We start from the raw sequence: 15,653 nt of genomic DNA, 5'->3' as shown, positions 1-15,653 counted from the left end.
ACCGAGTCGGAACGTGTCCTGTCCGGCGGGGGCCCGTCGGATCTCGATGGGGGGCGAAATGGTCCGGACGTGGCCAAAACCACCGAGCACCCCCGCGCGTGGCGCCGTAAGGTGGCCGCCATGCAGGTCATCCAGTCGACGAAGCTCGCCAACGTCTGTTACGAGATCCGGGGCCCGGTCCTCGATGAGGCGATGGCCCTGGAAGCAGCGGGCCACCGCATCCTCAAGCTCAACACCGGCAACCCCGCGGCCTTCGGGTTCGAGTGCCCGCCGGAGATCCTTGAGGACATGCTCCGCAACCTGTCCGGGGCACACGGCTACGGCGACGCGAAGGGGCTGCTGTCCGCGCGGCGCGCGGTGATGCAGCACTACCAGACCAAGAACATCGAGCTGGGCGTCGAGGACATCTATCTCGGCAACGGCGTCTCCGAGCTGATCCAGATGTCGATGCAGGCACTGCTGGACGACGGCGACGAAGTACTCGTACCCGCCCCGGACTATCCGCTGTGGACCGCGTCGGTCTCGCTCGCGGGCGGTACGGCCGTGCACTACCGCTGCGACGAGCAGGCCGACTGGATGCCGGACCTCGCCGACATCGAGCGGAAAATCACCGATCGGACCAAAGCGATCGTGATCATCAATCCGAACAATCCGACCGGCGCCGTGTACGGCGAGGAGATGCTCGGCGCGCTCACCGAGATCGCCCGCCGCCACAATCTGATCGTCTGCTCCGACGAGATCTACGACCGGATCCTCTACGACGGGGCCACGCACACCCCGACCGCCGCCGTCGCGCCCGATCTGCTCACCCTCACCTTCAACGGGCTCTCCAAGAACTACCGGGTGGCCGGGTTCCGCTCCGGCTGGCTGGCGGTCTGCGGGCCCAAGGCGCACGCCGCGTCGTATATCGAGGGCCTGACGATCCTGGCCAATATGCGGCTGTGCGCCAATATGCCGTCGCAGCACGCGGTGGCCACGGCGCTGAACGGCCGGCAGTCCATCCAGGATCTGGTGCTGCCGGGCGGCCGGATCCTGGAGCAGCGGAACACCGCGTACGAACTGCTCACCTCGATCCCGGGCGTGACCTGCGTGAAGCCCAAGGGCGCGCTCTATCTCTTCCCCCGGCTCGACCCCAAGGTCTACAAGATCAAGGACGACCGGCAGATGGTGCTCGATCTGCTGCGCGCCGAGAAGATCATGGTCGTGCACGGTACGGGGTTCAACTGGCCGGAGCCGGACCACTTCCGGATCGTGACGCTGCCGGCGGCGCAGGATCTGGCCGACGCGGTGACCAGGATCGGCACGTTCCTGGAGGGGTACTCCCAGCCATAGCCCGGCCGATCGTGGCACTGCCCCGGCCCGGCCGGGTCCCGGCCGATCGCGGCCCGGCCGGGGCAATGGGAAATCACCGCCCGTAGCCATAAGATCGCACTCAACTTTAGACTGAATCCAAGGTAGGATGGTCTCCTGAACACGCCAGGAGGCCTTCCTATGTACGAGCCGATCCGTACCAAGTCGGTCCACGCGCTGGCCGTCCCCGCCGACTTCCCCCGCCGCAGCCGCGAGGAAGAGCTGAACATCCAGCTCGCCGGGCATCTCTCCGCACTGCTCGCCGTCACGGACGAGCTCGGTCTCGACGAGGCCGCCGAGTCCATCGCCGGACAGATCGCCAGGCTGCGCGGGGCCCCGCCGGCCCGGCACGCGGGGCTCACCGGCGCCGGTCCGGCCGCGCTGCACCGCCGCGCGCTCGCCCACGCGGGCCGCGCCCTGGTCGTCGCCGCCTCGCGCGCCGACACCGCCGCGGCGATCCTCTCCGCCGAGCGGATGGACGCGCACACCGCCGCGCTGCATGAGCTGCACGAGCCGCTGCTCGTCGGCGCCCACTGACGGCCCCGGTCCTCGGGCCGCGGAGGCGCGCGGACCGGGCGCCACACATGACGCGGCTCGCGTCCCGATGAGCGGATGCTTCCGGTTCCGCACCGGGATGGGCCCTTCACCTCCCGTACACCCAACTCCCCCCAGAACATAGGCTTCTGGGAGCACGCTTCCCTCGTGAAACGCATCGTAGGAATCGTTCTGGCGGTGCTGCTGATCGGCGGCGTGGCAGCGGCTGTCGTGGCAGGCCGGGAATCCCAGGGAACGGGCGAGGGCACGGCAACGAAGACCGTGCGAGGTGTGATCGGTTCGGAGAAGAGCGAGTTCTTCGCCGATCCCGATGTGGTGAAGGCCCTGGCGGACAAGGGCTTCACCGTCAAGACGGAGACTTCGGGCTCCTGGGCCATGGAGGAGCTGCCCCTCACCGGCTATGACTTCGCCTTTCCGGCGTCCGAGGCCCCGGCCACGGAGCTGGACACGAAGTACAAGGTGTCCGGCAGCCCGCTGCGGCCCTTCTACTCACCGCTGGTCGTCGTCGCGCACCGCCCGGTCGCCCAGGTCCTGGCGCGCAACGGGCTGGCCGTCCTCGACGGGAAGCCGGGCGCGGAAGCGCGCGGCACGCTCAAGATGGACGCGTACCTCGACGCGGTCCGCGCGGACCGTACCTGGCAGCAGCTCAAGGGCGCCTCGGCGCACGCCGAGCTGAAGGGGACGGTCTTCATCAGCAGCACCGACCCCGAGACCTCCAACTCCGGCGCGCTCTATCTCGCCGCCGCGTCCTACGTCGCCAACGGCGGACTCGTCGCCGACGCCGCCGGAGTCGACCGTACGGCGCCGCTGCTCAAGAAGCTGATCGCGCCGCAGGGCGCCCAGCAGACCAGCTCCGACGCGCCGTTCCGTGACTTCATCAGCGGCGCGGGCAATCCGCTGGTGCTGGTGTACGAGTCGCAGGTGGCCTCGCTGCTGTTCCAGAAGCAGGACGTCGGAGACCTGGTCGTGCTCTATCCGGACACCACGGTCAACAGCGCCCACACCCTCGTCCCGCTCACCGATAACGGCCGCGCGCTCGGCGAACTGCTCACCACCGACAAGCGGCTGCGCGAGCTGGTGGTACGCCATGGCTTCCGCCCGCAGGGAGCGGCGCCCGAGTTCACCGCGGCGACCGCGGCCCACACGGCCTATCTCCAGCAGACGCTGACCGGCATCCACCAAGTGCAAGTGCCCGCCACCGAATGGCTCCAGGCGATGGCGCGACGGAGCCGGTCCTGATGCCGTCCCGGCAACAGCTCATATCCAGGGGGACCAGATGACCACAGAGAACACGGCGGGCGCGCCGAGCGAGCTGATCCTCACGCCGCCCGAGCCCGTCGCCCCGGTCCGTACGGAACAGGCGGCGGGGCTGGTACCGCTCGACGCCTCCGTACGCGACGAGATGACCCGGCGCGCCACGGACTATGTCGGCTCGCTCGCCGGACTTGACGCGCGCTCGCCCGAATTCACCACGCGCATCGGGGAGATCGCGGCCCTCGGCTCCGGTGAGATCCGCGGCGCCGCCCAGCAGTCCAACCGGATGCTGGACCGTACGATCCGCTCGCTCGCGTCCGGCGGCGGCGAGGATGCCCAGTCCCGGGTGTCGTCCTCGCTCGTCGAACTGCGCCGTACGGTCGAGGACCTGGACCCGCGCGACACCCCGGGCAAGGGCGCACGCCGGTTCCTCTCCAGGCTGCCCGGCGGCAACAAGCTGCGCGACCACGCCGCCAAGTACGCCTCCTCCCAGGCCACCTTGAACCGGATCGTCAGCTCGCTCAGGGGCGGCCAGGACGAGCTGCGGCGCGACAACGCCGCGCTGCACACCGAGCGCACCCGCCTGTGGGAGACCATGGGCAAGCTCCAGGAGTACGCGGTCCTCACCGACGCCCTCGACACCGCGATCGGGGAGCGCGTCACGGCGGTCGACGCGACCGATCCGACGCAGGCCGACGCGCTGCGCGCCGATGTCCTCTTCCCGGTCCGGCAGAAGCACCAGGACCTGCTGACCCAGCTCGCGGTGTGCGCGCAGGGGTATCTGGCGATGGATGTCGTACGGCGCAACAACGAGGAGCTGATCAAGGGCGTCGACCGGGCCGCGACCACCACGGTCTCGGCGCTGCGGATCGCCGTGATGCTGGCCTCGGCCCTGGACAACCAGCGCAAGGTGACCGAGCAGGTGAACGTCCTGCGCTCGACCACCGAGGACCTGATCCGGGGCAACGCCGAGATGCTGGCCACCCAGAGCGGTGAGATCCAGCGCATCGCGGCGGACCCGGCGGTCGGGGCGGAGACGCTGCGGTCGGCGTTCCAGCAGATCTACCGGACGCTGGACGCGATCGACACGTACAAGATCCAGGCGACGGAGTCGATGGCGTCGACCGTGGAGTCGCTGACGGCGGAGCTCCAGATCGCGAGCACGCATCTGGAGCGGACCCGTTCCGCGGGCGCCCTGGAAGGCGGCCTTCAGTGACGGGAAAGCGGCCTTCGGGCAGACGACGGCTGAGACTGACGGGCGCGCTGATCGCGGCGCTGCTCACCGCCACCGCCTGCTCGACGGGCAGCGGATCCGACGGCGGGTCGAAGGACCCCGAGAACGGCGCCGACACCGCCTACCACCCGGGCACCCTGCGGGTGCTCGCCTCCAGCGAACTCGCCGATATGCGGGGCGTGCTGGACGAGGCGGAGCGGAAGACCGGGGTGAAGGTACGCCCCACCTGGACCGGCACGCTGGACGCCGCCGAACTCATCGCGTCCGGCAGGGCCGACGGCAAGTACGACGCGGTGTGGCTGTCGTCCAACGACTATCTGCGGCTGCACCCGGACACGGCCGAGCGCCTGACCAACGAGACATCCATCATGTCCTCCCCCGTCGCCCTCGGTGTCAAGGCGGCCACCGTCGCCCGGCTCGGCTGGCAGCCGGCCGAGGTCACCTGGTCACAGGTGCACCAGGCGGTGCTGGCCGGGAAGCTGACGTACGGGATGACCGACCCCGTACGCTCCAACTCCGGTTTCTCCGCGCTGATCTCGGTCGCCTCCGGGCTGTCGGGCGCGCAGTCGGCGCTGACGGACGCGGATGTGCGCCGGGCGACGCCCAAGCTGAAGGAGTTCTTCACCGGGCAGAAGCTGACCTCCGGTTCCTCCGGCTGGCTGGCGACCGCGTACACCCGGAGCGGCAGTGTGGACGCGCTGGTCAACTACGAGTCGGTGCTGCTCTCCATGAACCGCGACAGCCACACCGGACTCACCGTGATCCGCCCGAAGGACGGGGTGGTGACCGCCGACTATCCGCTGACACTGCTGACTTCGGCGCCCGCCGAGGCGCGGGAGTCCGGCCAGGCGCTCACCTCGTATCTGCGCGGCCCTCAGGCGCAGCGGGCACTGACCGAGGAGACGTTCCGGCGCCCGGTCGTCCCGTCGGTGAAGCCCGCGGCGGGCCTTGACACCGAGAAGCGGCGGGAACTGCCCTTCCCCGGCTCGCGCTCGGTCGCGGACGGGCTGCTCGACTCGTACGAGAACCAGCTGCGCCGGCCCTCGCGCACCGTGTACGTACTGGACACCTCGGGCTCGATGAGGGGCGAGCGGCTGTCCCGGCTGAAGGCGGCGCTGGCCGGGCTCACGGGCACGGACGACTCCGCGACCGGGGAGCGCTTCCGGGACCGGGAGGAGGTGACGCTGATGCCGTTCGGCTCGTCGGTGAAGCGGGTCCGTACGCATACGGTGGACCCGCGCGACCCGGCCGCCGCGCTGAACGGGATCCGTACGGACGCCGGGGCGCTGACCGCGTCCGGCGAGACGGCCATCTACAGCAGCCTGCGGGAGGCGTACGCGCGGCTGGGCACGGGCCGGGCCGACGCCTTCACCTCGATCGTGCTGATGACGGACGGCGAGAACACCACCGGGAGCGGCCCCGGCGACTTCGACGCCTTCTACGCGAAGCTGCCGGCCGCCCAGCGGGCCACGCCCGTCTTCCCGATCCTCTTCGGCGACTCGGACCGCGCGGAGCTGACGCATATCGCCGAACTGACCGGCGGGCGGCTGTTCGACGCGACGAGCGGATCGCTCGACGGGGCCTTCGAGGAGATCCGTGGCTACCAATAGATTCCTCGGCTACCTGGAGTCCCGCAAGAACCTCACGGGCAGCGCGGCGGGGCTGGCGGGACTGGCCCTCACCTTCACCGGACTCGCGGGCGCGTACTGGCCGGTGGTGGTCGCGGGACTGTACGGCGCCGGCGCGCTGATCGCCCCGCCCGAGCGCCCGGAGGCACCGCCCTTCACCGATCCGTCGGAGCAACTGGACGAGCTGCGCGGTGACTTCGATCAGCTCATGACCTATCTGGGCGAGGTGGACCTGTCCCCGGCGGCGGCCGGCCGGCTGACCGAGCTGACCGAGACGCTGGGGGCCCTGCTGGAACCCGGCTGGGTCACGGACGCCCTGGCCCTGGACCCGGAGGCGGTCCACACCCTGTCGAGGGCGGTCCGCCAGGACATCCCGGAGTCGGTGGACACCTTCGTACGCACCCGCTGGTGGACCCGCCTCCAGCCGGGCACCGAGCCGCCGGAACGCCATCTGGAGCGCCAGTTGACGGTGCTGTACGACGAGGCGCACGCACTGGCGACGGCGCTGCGCGAGGCGGAGGCCCGCAGGCAGGAGACGCATACGCGGTACCTGGAGGAGCGGGGCAAGCACTGACCGGGGCAAGCACGTGCCCGCGGCACAACACCGCCACGAGGCCGCCAGTGGCTCGGCCAGGACTTGGATCGGCTCAGCCGCCGACATGAGTGACGGGGCGCTCCCCGGATCGGGAGCGCCCCGTCACTCATGACCTTTCAGGCGGACCGGTGGCGCGGTCTACGAGGACGCCTCGCGGCGGATCTCGTAGCCGTACCCCTCGTCGGCGTCCGTGTCGAAGTACGCCTTCGGGCGCTCCCCCGTCTCCTCGACCCGCAGAAGCGTGGACTCGGAGTCGTCCGAGAAGGAGCCCGCGGCGTCGAAGCGCAGCGCGATGGTGCCGCTGCGCTCGTCGCCGCCGTCGAGGTTCCACCGCCCCCGCCCGGAGAGCTTGCCGTTCCCGGGCGGGGGGTCGATGAAGCCGAACTCGATGGCGTTCCGAGGGATACCCGACATCGCGAAGCCGCCGTCGTCGCCGAACTCGACCCGGCCGCCATCGGCGCCCTTCCAGACTCCGGCGACCCGCGCCGCGTCCAGCTCCGCCGACGTGCCCCCGCCGCGGCTCTCCAGGATGAACAGGCCGCCGAGGAGCAGTACGAGGACAGCCGCGGCTGTCGCGCACCCACGAAGTACCTTCACGCCCTGCCTACTTGTAGATCGTTTCTCGCCACTTGATCTCAACCCGGCATCCGGCGACGGGTGCCGGTACGAGCGTACGGGCGCCGGCACGGATGCCGACGCCGGCGGCCGTCAGCCCAGGCGCTGGACCAGGGCGTGGTACTCGTCCCACAGCTCCTTGGGCGCGTGGTCGCCGAAGGTGTTGAGGTGCTCGGGGACGAGCGCCGCCTCCTCGCGCCAGACCTCCTTGTCGACCGAGAGCAGCAGGTCCAGCTCGGAGTCCGACAGCGCCAGGCCCTCGGTGTCCAGGGCCTCCTTGGTCGGCAGGATGCCGATCGGGGTCTCGACGCCCTCGGCCCTGCCTTCCAGACGCTCCACGATCCACTTCAGAACGCGGCTGTTCTCACCGAATCCGGGCCAGACGAACGTGCCCGCGTCGTCCTTGCGGAACCAGTTCACGTAGTAGATCTTCGGCAGCTTCGACTCGCGTCCTTCCCGGGCCGCGTCGCTGCCGACCTTGACCCAATGGCCCATGTAGTCCCCCATGTTGTAGCCGCAGAACGGCAGCATGGCGAACGGGTCGCGGCGCAGCTCGCCGACCTTGCCCTCGGCGGCCGCCGTCTTCTCGGAGGCGACGTTGGCTCCGAGGAAGACGCCGTGCTGCCAGTCGAAGGACTCGGTGACCAGCGGTACGGCGGAGGCGCGGCGGCCACCGAAGAGGATGGCCGAGATCGGGACCCCCTTGGGGTCCTCCCACTCGGGCGCGATGATCGGGCACTGCCCGGCCGGGACGGTGAAACGGGCGTTGGGGTGGGCGGCGGGCGTGGTGGACTCCGGTGTCCAGTCGTTGCCCTTCCAGTCGGTGAGATGGGCGGGCGGTTCCTCCGTCATGCCCTCCCACCAGATGTCGCCGTCGTCGGTGAGCGCCACGTTGGTGAAGACGGAGTTGCCCCACATGGTCTTCATGGCGTTGGCGTTGGTGTGCTCGCCGGTGCCTGGCGCGACTCCGAAGAAGCCCGCCTCGGGGTTGATCGCGTAGAGCCGGCCGTCCTCGCCGAACCGCATCCAGGCGATGTCGTCGCCGATGGTCTCCACGGTCCAGCCGGAGATGGTGGGCTCCAGCATGGCGAGGTTGGTCTTGCCGCACGCGGAGGGGAAGGCCGCGGCGACATACTTCGACTCGCCCTGCGGGGGCGTGAGCTTGAGGATCAGCATGTGCTCGGCGAGCCAGCCCTCGTCACGCGCCATGACGGAAGCGATACGCAGCGCGTAACACTTCTTGCCCAGCAGGGCGTTGCCGCCGTAGCCGGAGCCGTACGACCAGATCTCGCGGGACTCGGGGAAGTGCGAGATGTACTTGGTGGAGTTGCACGGCCACGGTACGTCGGCCTCGCCCTCGGCGAGCGGCGCGCCCAGCGTATGGACCGCCTTCACGAAGAAGCCGTCGGAGCCCAGTTCGTCGAGGACCGGCTGTCCCATGCGGGTCATGGTGCGCATGGAGGCCGCGACATACGCGGAGTCGGTGATCTCGACGCCGATCGCGGACAGCGGTGAGCCCAGGGGGCCCATGCAGAACGGCACGACGTACATCGTCCGGCCGCGCATAGAGCCGCGGAATACGCCCTCGTCCCCCGTGAAGATCTCCCGCATCTCCGCCGGCGCCTTCCAGTGGTTGGTCGGGCCCGCGTCCTCCTCCTTCTCGGAGCAGATGAAGGTGCGGTCCTCGACGCGCGCCACGTCGGAGGGGTCCGAGGCGGCGTAGTAGGAGTTCGGCCGCTTGATCGGGTCGAGTTTCGTGAAGGTGCCCTTGGCGACAAGCTCCCCGCACAGGCGCTCGTACTCGCTCTCGGACCCGTCGCACCAGACCACCCTGTCCGGCTGCGTGATTGCTGCTATCTCGTCGACCCAGGAGATCAGCTCCTGGTGGTTGGTGGGGACGGTGGTGGGAGCCGCGATGTCGCGCGCCACGATTGCTCCTTGGTGAGGGTTTTTGAGGTTGTGCCCCTTGGGGGCCGCGACCCGGACGCTTCGTAGCCGCTCATCCGGTGCCGACCGCACTCATTTGATCATCCGACTCATTCGCCCATATGTCCAGAGGGCCTCACACGTGAGCATCACCACTCGTGTGGCACGCTCACGTCATCTCGACGGCACATACATGGCACCCGGCATCTTCCGTACCAGGTCGTAACTTACGGCCCCGTAGGTAGCATGAAGTCATGACTAACGCCGCTCCCGATCCGCTCGACAACCTCTCGAACCTCTCGCGGACAGCCCCCCCGCGTTCGGAAGGGGGGCCGGTCGAGATCCAGCTGCCGAGCCCGGTCAAACCGAAGCTGCGCGGCTGGCTGCACGCGGGGATGTTCCCCGCCGTGCTGATCGCGGGGCCGGCCCTGATCGTCCTGACGGACTCGACCCGGGCGCGTATCGCGTGCGGAATCTACGTACTCACAGCGTGCCTGCTCTTCGGCGTGAGCGCGATATATCACCGGGGCGACTGGGGACCGCGCGGCGAGGCCGTCCTGCGCCGGCTCGATCACGCCAATATCTTCCTGATCATCGCGGGCACCTACACCCCGCTGACCGTGCTGCTGCTGCCCGACTCGACCGGCCGGACCCTGCTGTGGGCGGTGTGGGCCGCCGCCGCCGCGGGCATCGCCTTCCGGGTCTTCTGGGTCGGCGCGCCGCGCTGGCTCTACACCCCGTGCTACATCGCGATGGGCTGGGCCGCCGTCTTCTTCCTGCCCGACTTCATGCGGGCCGGCGGGATCGCCGTGCTCGTGCTCGTGGTCGTCGGCGGGCTGCTCTACAGCGCGGGCGGCGTGATCTACGGGCTCAAGCGCCCCAACCCGTCACCGCGGTGGTTCGGCTTCCACGAGGTGTTCCACTCCTTCACCCTCGCCGCGTTCGTCACGCACTTCGTCGGCATCTCGCTCGTGGCGTACCAGCACTCCTGACGCTCACGGCCCCCGGTCGTACAGGGACCCCGGTCCGCACGGGAGTCCCGGTCCGCACAGGGATCCCGGTCCGTACGGGAATCCCGGTCCGCACACGGACCCCGGTCCGCGCATGGTCCCGGCGCCGGGGGATGCCCGACAATGAGAAGCATGGCCGCCATCTCTCACACCCCCCTCACACCGCAGCAGCCCCAGCTCGGTCTGCGTGAACGCAAGAAGCTCAAGACCAGGACCGCGATCCGCAGGGCCGCCTACGGGCTGATCGCGGACCAGGGGTACGAGGCGACGACCATCGAGCAGATCGCGGAGGCGTCGGAGGTCTCCCCGTCCACCGTCTTCCGCTACTTCCCGACCAAGGAGGACATCGTCCTCACCGACGAGTACGACCCGGTCATGGCGTCCGTACTGCGCTCCCGGCCGGCCTGTGAACCCCCGCTCGAATCCATCCGCTTCCTCTTCGACCAGACTCTTCAGTCGATGCTGACCAGCGACTACGACGAGGCGATACAGCGCACGAAGCTGATGGTCGAAGTCCCGGCCGTCCGCGCCCGGATGACCGAGACCATGTCGGTGTCGGCGAAGCTGCTCGGCGACGTACTCGCGGAGCGCACCGGCCGCGCCCCCGACGACCTGGAGCTGCGGATCTTCATCGCGGCCATGCTGAGCGTGGTGCGCGAGGTCACTCTCTACTGGGGCGAGCGCGGCAACCAGGACGATCTGCGCGTCCTGGTCCACCGCGCTCTGGACACCGTCGCCGACGGTCTGCGCCTCTGAGCCCTCTTAACTCCTGAACTCCTGAACCCCTTGCGGCCCTGAACCCCTTGCGGCCCTGAGGCGTTGGCGATCGCGGGTTTGGCACGGCCTCGACCTCCCTCTTAGCCTGGCGTCATGCGGACAGACACGGGGGCGGTCGGCGGGACGAGTACGGAGGCAGGCGCGGGAGTGCCCCACGCGCGCGCTCCCCGGGACGCAGCCCGCCCCCGGGCGATGGTCCTGGACGAGGTGTGGCGCGAGCTGGACGGCGTCGGTCCGCTCAGCGGCCCCCAGGGCGGTCCGCTCAGCCGTACGGTGAAGCTCCTCCTCGATCCGCTGGTGATCCGCCCCGTCCTCCATCCGCAGTGCGCGGGCCCGTTGGTGACGGCCGAGGGCGCGGCGCTGCTCGCCGCGCTGATCCACGCCTCCGCCGACGCGCTGCGTGCCACGGCCGCCTGGTTCACCCTGCTCAAGCAGGTGCGCCGGGGACTGCGGATCACCGAGGGCAACCCTCAGGACCTGTACTTCCAGCTCTGTTTCGAACTGGCCGCCACCCAGGGCCCGCCCGCCCAGGCGACCGGCGGACGGACCGCCGAGAAGGCGCTGCGCGAGACGCACGGTTCGGCCCAGGGGCGTACGACGCGGGCGCTCAGGGAGTATCTGACCGACCCGGCGCACACCAGCGCGCTGACCGCCGCACTCGAAGCGGCGTGGGCGGCCGGGACCATGGAACCCGCGCCCGGCGTACGCCCCGACGAGGGCCGGGAGGGCGGCACCCCGGCGGAGATACGGACCGTACTCGACGCCTGCCCCGCCGGACGGGCGGCCGGTACGCGGGACCCCAGCGGGGGCCTGCCGGGCGCGGGCGGCGGGGCGGCGTTGGCGCGGCTGGTCACGAACCGCGCGGGTACGGCGGCGGGCCGGGCCCTGCGGGACGGCCGGGCTCTGCGGGACGGCCAGGCCCTGCGGGACGCGCTGCCGGAGCCCGCGCCCCGGGCCAGGGAACTGGGCCTGACCAGACACCCGGTGCCGGTCAGACCCGGGCTCGGCGGCGGCTCGGCCTCCACGTCGGCCCTGGGGCTGCCGTTCGACCGCACGGTCCATGAGCGGGTCTTCACCGTGCTCCAGACATCGCACGACCGCGCCGGGCTCGCGCCCGTACCCGAGTTGGTCCGCCGGGAGATCGTTCGCAGCTGCGCCCCCTGGGCACTGACCGACGAGTCGCTGCGTGTCGCCGCCACTGTGGGGGTCCAACTCGCCATGGAATTGCGCCCGTTGGGCGGGGAGCCGGGAGCGGGCGGCGGGACCCGCGCTCACCGGGTGATCAACAGCCGCTGGCGCCGCGAGGCATACGTCCTCCAGGCCCGCCGGCTCGCCGTGAACCTTGGCGACGACCCGGCCGACCCCGGCGACCCCGGCGACCCCGGCGAGGTCGGCGAGGTCGCCGAGGTCGCCGAGGTCGCCGAGCCGCTGGCGCGGATCGCGCGGGAGCTGCGTACTCCGTGGCGTGCGTATCTGCGGCGGCTGTGGGTACGGCTGCACGGACGCGATGCACGGGACGCCCCGATGACCGGCGTCGAGGAACTGTGGAACGTACTCGACGGGGTGGCCCGTTCGGTGATCCTGGACCACCGCGACCGGGTCAGACACGCACTCAGCGCCGCCGCCCCCGCCGCCGCCGAGGGGACAGCCCGATGACCGCCGTCGTACGGATCGGACACGCCGAGGACGGGCTGCTGCGCGTCATCACACCGCCGCCCGGTGCCGTGGGCGCCGCGCCGAGCGTGCTGGATCCCGCACCGGGGGTGGATGTGGCCGTGCTGGAGGTGGCGGGCGGGCTGCTGACCTGGAGCGTGCTCGCGCTGGATGCCCTGCCCGGAGCCGTACTCGACGATGTCGATCTGGCCCAGGAATGGGTCTGGGCCGTCTACGGCGAACAGGTCGCGCTGGCCCTGGCCGCCGGTACGGTCACGGAACCGGCACCCGAGCGGCCCGAGCCGGTCGAGATGCCCGAGCCGGTCGAGGTGCCGGCGCTGCCCGCGCTGCCCGCGCTCGTGGTGAGCGCCCGCCAACTGGCCTTCGCGCACTGGGCGGCGCGGTGGTGGCCCGCCTCGGTGATCGATGACATCCCGCCGCTGGACGAGCGGCTGCTCGACCGGGAGATCGGCGATCTGACCGAGGACTGCGATCCGCTCTTCGCCGGCGTGGAGACCGCCGACTCGCTCCTCCCACCGCACGCCCCGGACGCCGACTCCCCCGCAGCCGAGGTACCGCCGCGCGCGACCGACTACGCGCTCGCCGCCGGTTCTACGGCCGGGACGGCCGGGACAGCCGGGACAGCCGGGACAGCGGACGGTCTCACGCTGGTGCGCGGCACGGGCGGTTCCGACTGGCGCCGCTGTCCGCCGGGGCTGGTCGACGCCTCCGAACGAGCCGTCTCCTGGGAGGTCGTACGGGCCGCCGCGCGCACCACGGTCCACGTCTCCGTCGTGGCCGCGCCCGGACCGGTCACCGCTCCCCGCGAGTTGACGCCGCGCGCGACCGTCAGCGGCGCGGCCGTCAGCAGCGCGGCCGATCCCCTCGATCTGGCGCTGCGGCGGGTGGACGACACCTGGCTGGGGGACGCGCCGTTCGACACCGTGGGGACCGGAGGCCCGGCCCCGGGCGGCGCGGGTCTGGCCGTCGACATCTACCTCCCGGGGTTCGGTACGTCCCGGACGCGCGCCCACGACAACGACGGGGCCGAGGCGGCTGCCGAAGTCCGGGCCCGGGTGAGGGCGCTCGTCCGGTCACGGCTGGCCAGGGCCAGTGCCGCGGATGACGGCGGGGACGGGGACAGCGGCTCCGGGCCGCTGCTCCGCACGGAGATCGCGGCGGCGACCGCCGAGACAGACTTCTGATGACGACCACCGACCCCGGCTCCCTTTCCGACGAGCCCGATGACCCGGACGGCCCGGACGGCCCGGACGGCCCGGAAGCCGAGGAGCTTGCCCGGATCGCCACCCTCATCGACGCGGGCAACGACGCCTTCCTCCAAGGCGAGTTCCTTGCCGCGCACGCCTTGTTCGACCAGGCCGTCGACGCGGCGACGCCGTTCGACCGGGCCCTCTATGTCCGTACGAGCGCCCTGGTCAACCGGGCGAGCGCGGCCGACCGGCTGGGCGATCACCCGGCGGCGATCGACTCGTACCGCAAGGCGCTCGGCCTGGGCGACCGGCTGACGGAAGCTGTCACGGATGACCCGCAGGGCACGGCGGTCGTCCTGGTGCTCCGGGCCGGCGTACTGGTCAATCTGGCCCAGGCCCTCCAGAACACCGGGGACTTCGACGCGGCGCGGACCTCGCTGGAGCGGGCCCGCGCGCTGCTGAGCCCGGTCCGGCCGGAGGACGGAACCGCCGCGGACACCGCCGAGCTGCTTGTCGGCTGTCTGGTCTCGCTCACCGCCCTCACCATCCAGTCCGAGCGGTGGGCCAGGGCTCACGAGCTGGCGACCGAGTCCCTGGAGGTGGTGACGCGGCATCACCCCGAGCTCTCCGGGCGGCCGTTGCTGAATCTGGCCACCATCCACGAGGCCACCGGACGGCCGGACCTCGCCGAGGACTTCGCGCACCAGGCGGTCGCCGCGTTCCTGGCGTCGGACACCCCGGCCGGAGTCGCCGAGGCACGGCAGAGTCTCGCCCAGACGTATCTGCGCTCCGGCCGCCTCGACGAGGCGGAGGAACTGCTCACGGAGGGCCAGGAGTACTTCGAACGGACCGGCATGGGCGCCCAGTGCGCCCTCGGCCTCGATCTGCTCGGGCTGCTTGCCGTGCTGCGCGGGGACCCGGTCCTGGCGGACGAGCTGTACGTGCGGAGCGTGGCGCGGTTCGAGGAGTCCGGGGCGGTGGTCTCCGCCGCCGAGGTACGCGTACGGCTGGCGGCCGGACTGCACGCCGAGGGCCGCTACGAGGAGAGCGAGGCGCACATCCAGGCCGCTCAGTGCGTATTCGCCGCGGGTGGGCTCGGACTGCGCCGCGCCCAGGCGGACTTCTTCCACGCCACGCTCCTGGAGGACCGATGGGCCAACGGGTCGGGCACTCCCCCCGACTCCGCGCTGCTCGGCCGGGCCATCGGGCTGGCCGTACCGGCGGCGCTCGCCATCGACGCGGTGCGGTTCACCCTGGCGAGCGGGCAGCAGCGCGAGCGGTGGAATCGCGAGTTCGCGGCGCCCGCCATGCGACTGGCGTTCCGGCTCGCCGCCAGGGCCGGCGCCGCCGAGCTGGTGAACGAGCTGATCGAGTCGCAGTGCGCCGGGACTCCGCTGATGGACGGCTCACCTGACGCGGGCGCGGCCGACGACCGGGCGGGCGGCCTCCCGTATCCCCCGCTCGCGCCCCCGCGCTTCCTGGGCCCCTCGGCCTTCCCCGGCCCGCCGGCACCCGACGGGCAGCCCGACCTCCGGCAGCCCAGCCCCCGGCAGCCCGACCCCCGGCAGCCCGACCCCGGGCAACCCGACCCCGGGCAGCCCGGCCCCGGGCCGCCCGGCCCCGCGGACACCTTCCGGCTCGGCACCGCCCTCGCCGGGGTCGCCGCGAGCGCCGGTCTGCGGGCCTCACCGCCGCCCCGGCTGGCGCTGAACCCGACAGGGCCGGTGGCGCTCGATCCGTACATCAGCCATGCCGAGGCCCGCTACGGCGGCCGGATCCGTGACCCCCGGGTGGTGCCGACATGGTGACGACACCGCACGTCGGGGACCGCCTTCCCACGGACCG

General features: G+C 71.4%; 13 protein-coding genes. 11 read left to right on the top strand and 2 right to left on the bottom strand.

The window, feature by feature from the left end; genetic code table 11:
- Window positions 1-120 precede the first annotated feature (120 nt).
- The 6 genes from ACFRMN_RS18130 (at window position 121) to ACFRMN_RS18105 (ending at window position 6,595) form a co-directional block, all read left to right on the top strand.
- Window positions 121-1,332, top strand: a complete 1,212-nt coding sequence (locus ACFRMN_RS18130) for a pyridoxal phosphate-dependent aminotransferase (protein ID WP_383020592.1) — start codon at window positions 121-123, stop codon at window positions 1,330-1,332.
- Between the two features lie 159 nt (window positions 1,333-1,491).
- Window positions 1,492-1,887 (top strand): hypothetical protein, encoded by a 396-nt coding sequence (locus tag ACFRMN_RS18125; protein WP_383020310.1) that lies wholly within the window; start codon window positions 1,492-1,494, stop codon window positions 1,885-1,887.
- Window positions 1,888-2,025: 138 nt separating this feature from the next.
- Window positions 2,026-3,144: a hypothetical protein gene (locus ACFRMN_RS18120; protein ID WP_383020590.1), complete on the top strand. Its 1,119-nt coding sequence runs from the start codon at window positions 2,026-2,028 to the stop codon at window positions 3,142-3,144.
- Between the two features lie 37 nt (window positions 3,145-3,181).
- Complete coding sequence (locus ACFRMN_RS18115; protein WP_383020308.1) at window positions 3,182-4,375, top strand: toxic anion resistance protein; 1,194 nt, start codon at window positions 3,182-3,184, stop codon at window positions 4,373-4,375.
- Window positions 4,372-6,003, top strand: coding sequence for a substrate-binding domain-containing protein (locus tag ACFRMN_RS18110; protein WP_383020305.1), 1,632 nt, complete (start codon window positions 4,372-4,374; stop codon window positions 6,001-6,003). Before ACFRMN_RS18115 ends, ACFRMN_RS18110 begins: the two co-directional genes overlap by 4 nt.
- Entirely contained in the window at window positions 5,990-6,595 is a 606-nt protein-coding gene (locus ACFRMN_RS18105) for a hypothetical protein (protein ID WP_383020303.1), read from the top strand. Before ACFRMN_RS18110 ends, ACFRMN_RS18105 begins: the two co-directional genes overlap by 14 nt.
- A gap of 159 nt (window positions 6,596-6,754) precedes the next feature.
- Here ACFRMN_RS18105 and ACFRMN_RS18100 read toward each other — a convergent pair whose 3' ends face one another.
- On the bottom strand, window positions 6,755-7,213 hold the full coding sequence (locus ACFRMN_RS18100; RefSeq protein ID WP_383020301.1) for a hypothetical protein: 459 nt from the start codon (window positions 7,211-7,213) through the stop codon (window positions 6,755-6,757).
- Window positions 7,214-7,324: 111 nt separating this feature from the next.
- Window positions 7,325-9,160, bottom strand: a complete 1,836-nt coding sequence (locus ACFRMN_RS18095) for a phosphoenolpyruvate carboxykinase (GTP) (protein WP_383020299.1) — start codon at window positions 9,158-9,160, stop codon at window positions 7,325-7,327.
- Between the two features lie 251 nt (window positions 9,161-9,411).
- Between ACFRMN_RS18095 and ACFRMN_RS18090 the strand changes: the two genes are divergently transcribed.
- From ACFRMN_RS18090 to ACFRMN_RS18070, 5 genes are all read left to right on the top strand, one after another.
- On the top strand, window positions 9,412-10,149 hold the full coding sequence (locus ACFRMN_RS18090; protein WP_383020296.1) for a hemolysin III family protein: 738 nt from the start codon (window positions 9,412-9,414) through the stop codon (window positions 10,147-10,149).
- A 150-nt stretch (window positions 10,150-10,299) separates the two neighbouring features.
- Window positions 10,300-10,923 (top strand): TetR/AcrR family transcriptional regulator, encoded by a 624-nt coding sequence (locus ACFRMN_RS18085; RefSeq protein WP_383020294.1) that lies wholly within the window; start codon window positions 10,300-10,302, stop codon window positions 10,921-10,923.
- A gap of 114 nt (window positions 10,924-11,037) precedes the next feature.
- On the top strand, window positions 11,038-12,600 hold the full coding sequence (locus tag ACFRMN_RS18080; protein WP_383020291.1) for a hypothetical protein: 1,563 nt from the start codon (window positions 11,038-11,040) through the stop codon (window positions 12,598-12,600).
- Window positions 12,597-13,802 carry a hypothetical protein gene (locus ACFRMN_RS18075; RefSeq protein WP_383020288.1) on the top strand — a complete coding sequence of 402 codons (1,206 nt, stop codon included), beginning with the start codon at window positions 12,597-12,599 and terminating at the stop codon, window positions 13,800-13,802. The genes ACFRMN_RS18080 and ACFRMN_RS18075 overlap by 4 nt, the downstream gene beginning before the upstream one ends.
- Window positions 13,802-15,616, top strand: a complete 1,815-nt coding sequence (locus ACFRMN_RS18070) for a tetratricopeptide repeat protein (protein ID WP_383020286.1) — start codon at window positions 13,802-13,804, stop codon at window positions 15,614-15,616. The genes ACFRMN_RS18075 and ACFRMN_RS18070 overlap by 1 nt, the downstream gene beginning before the upstream one ends.
- The last annotated feature ends 37 nt before the right edge of the window (window positions 15,617-15,653 follow it).

Origin of the sequence: Streptomyces sp. NPDC056835, assembly GCF_042789485.1 — a bacterium.
GTDB lineage: Bacteria > Actinomycetota > Actinomycetes > Streptomycetales > Streptomycetaceae > Streptomyces.
Note: the sequence above shows the minus strand (reverse complement) of the source record. Positions and strands in the feature narration are given on the sequence as shown.

Bases quoted from the DNA above. Each gene is read 5' to 3' on its own strand.
- ACFRMN_RS18085 (WP_383020294.1), top strand. From the start codon at position 10,300: ATGGCCGCCATCTCTCACACCCCCCTCACACCGCAGCAGCCCCAGCTC.
- ACFRMN_RS18125 (WP_383020310.1), top strand. From the start codon at position 1,492: ATGTACGAGCCGATCCGTACCAAGTCGGTCCACGCGCTGGCCGTCCCC.
- ACFRMN_RS18080 (WP_383020291.1), top strand. From the start codon at position 11,038: ATGCGGACAGACACGGGGGCGGTCGGCGGGACGAGTACGGAGGCAGGC.
- ACFRMN_RS18075 (WP_383020288.1), top strand. From the start codon at position 12,597: ATGACCGCCGTCGTACGGATCGGACACGCCGAGGACGGGCTGCTGCGC.
- ACFRMN_RS18115 (WP_383020308.1), top strand. From the start codon at position 3,182: ATGACCACAGAGAACACGGCGGGCGCGCCGAGCGAGCTGATCCTCACG.
- ACFRMN_RS18070 (WP_383020286.1), top strand. From the start codon at position 13,802: ATGACGACCACCGACCCCGGCTCCCTTTCCGACGAGCCCGATGACCCG.
- ACFRMN_RS18130 (WP_383020592.1), top strand. From the start codon at position 121: ATGCAGGTCATCCAGTCGACGAAGCTCGCCAACGTCTGTTACGAGATC.
- ACFRMN_RS18090 (WP_383020296.1), top strand. From the start codon at position 9,412: ATGACTAACGCCGCTCCCGATCCGCTCGACAACCTCTCGAACCTCTCG.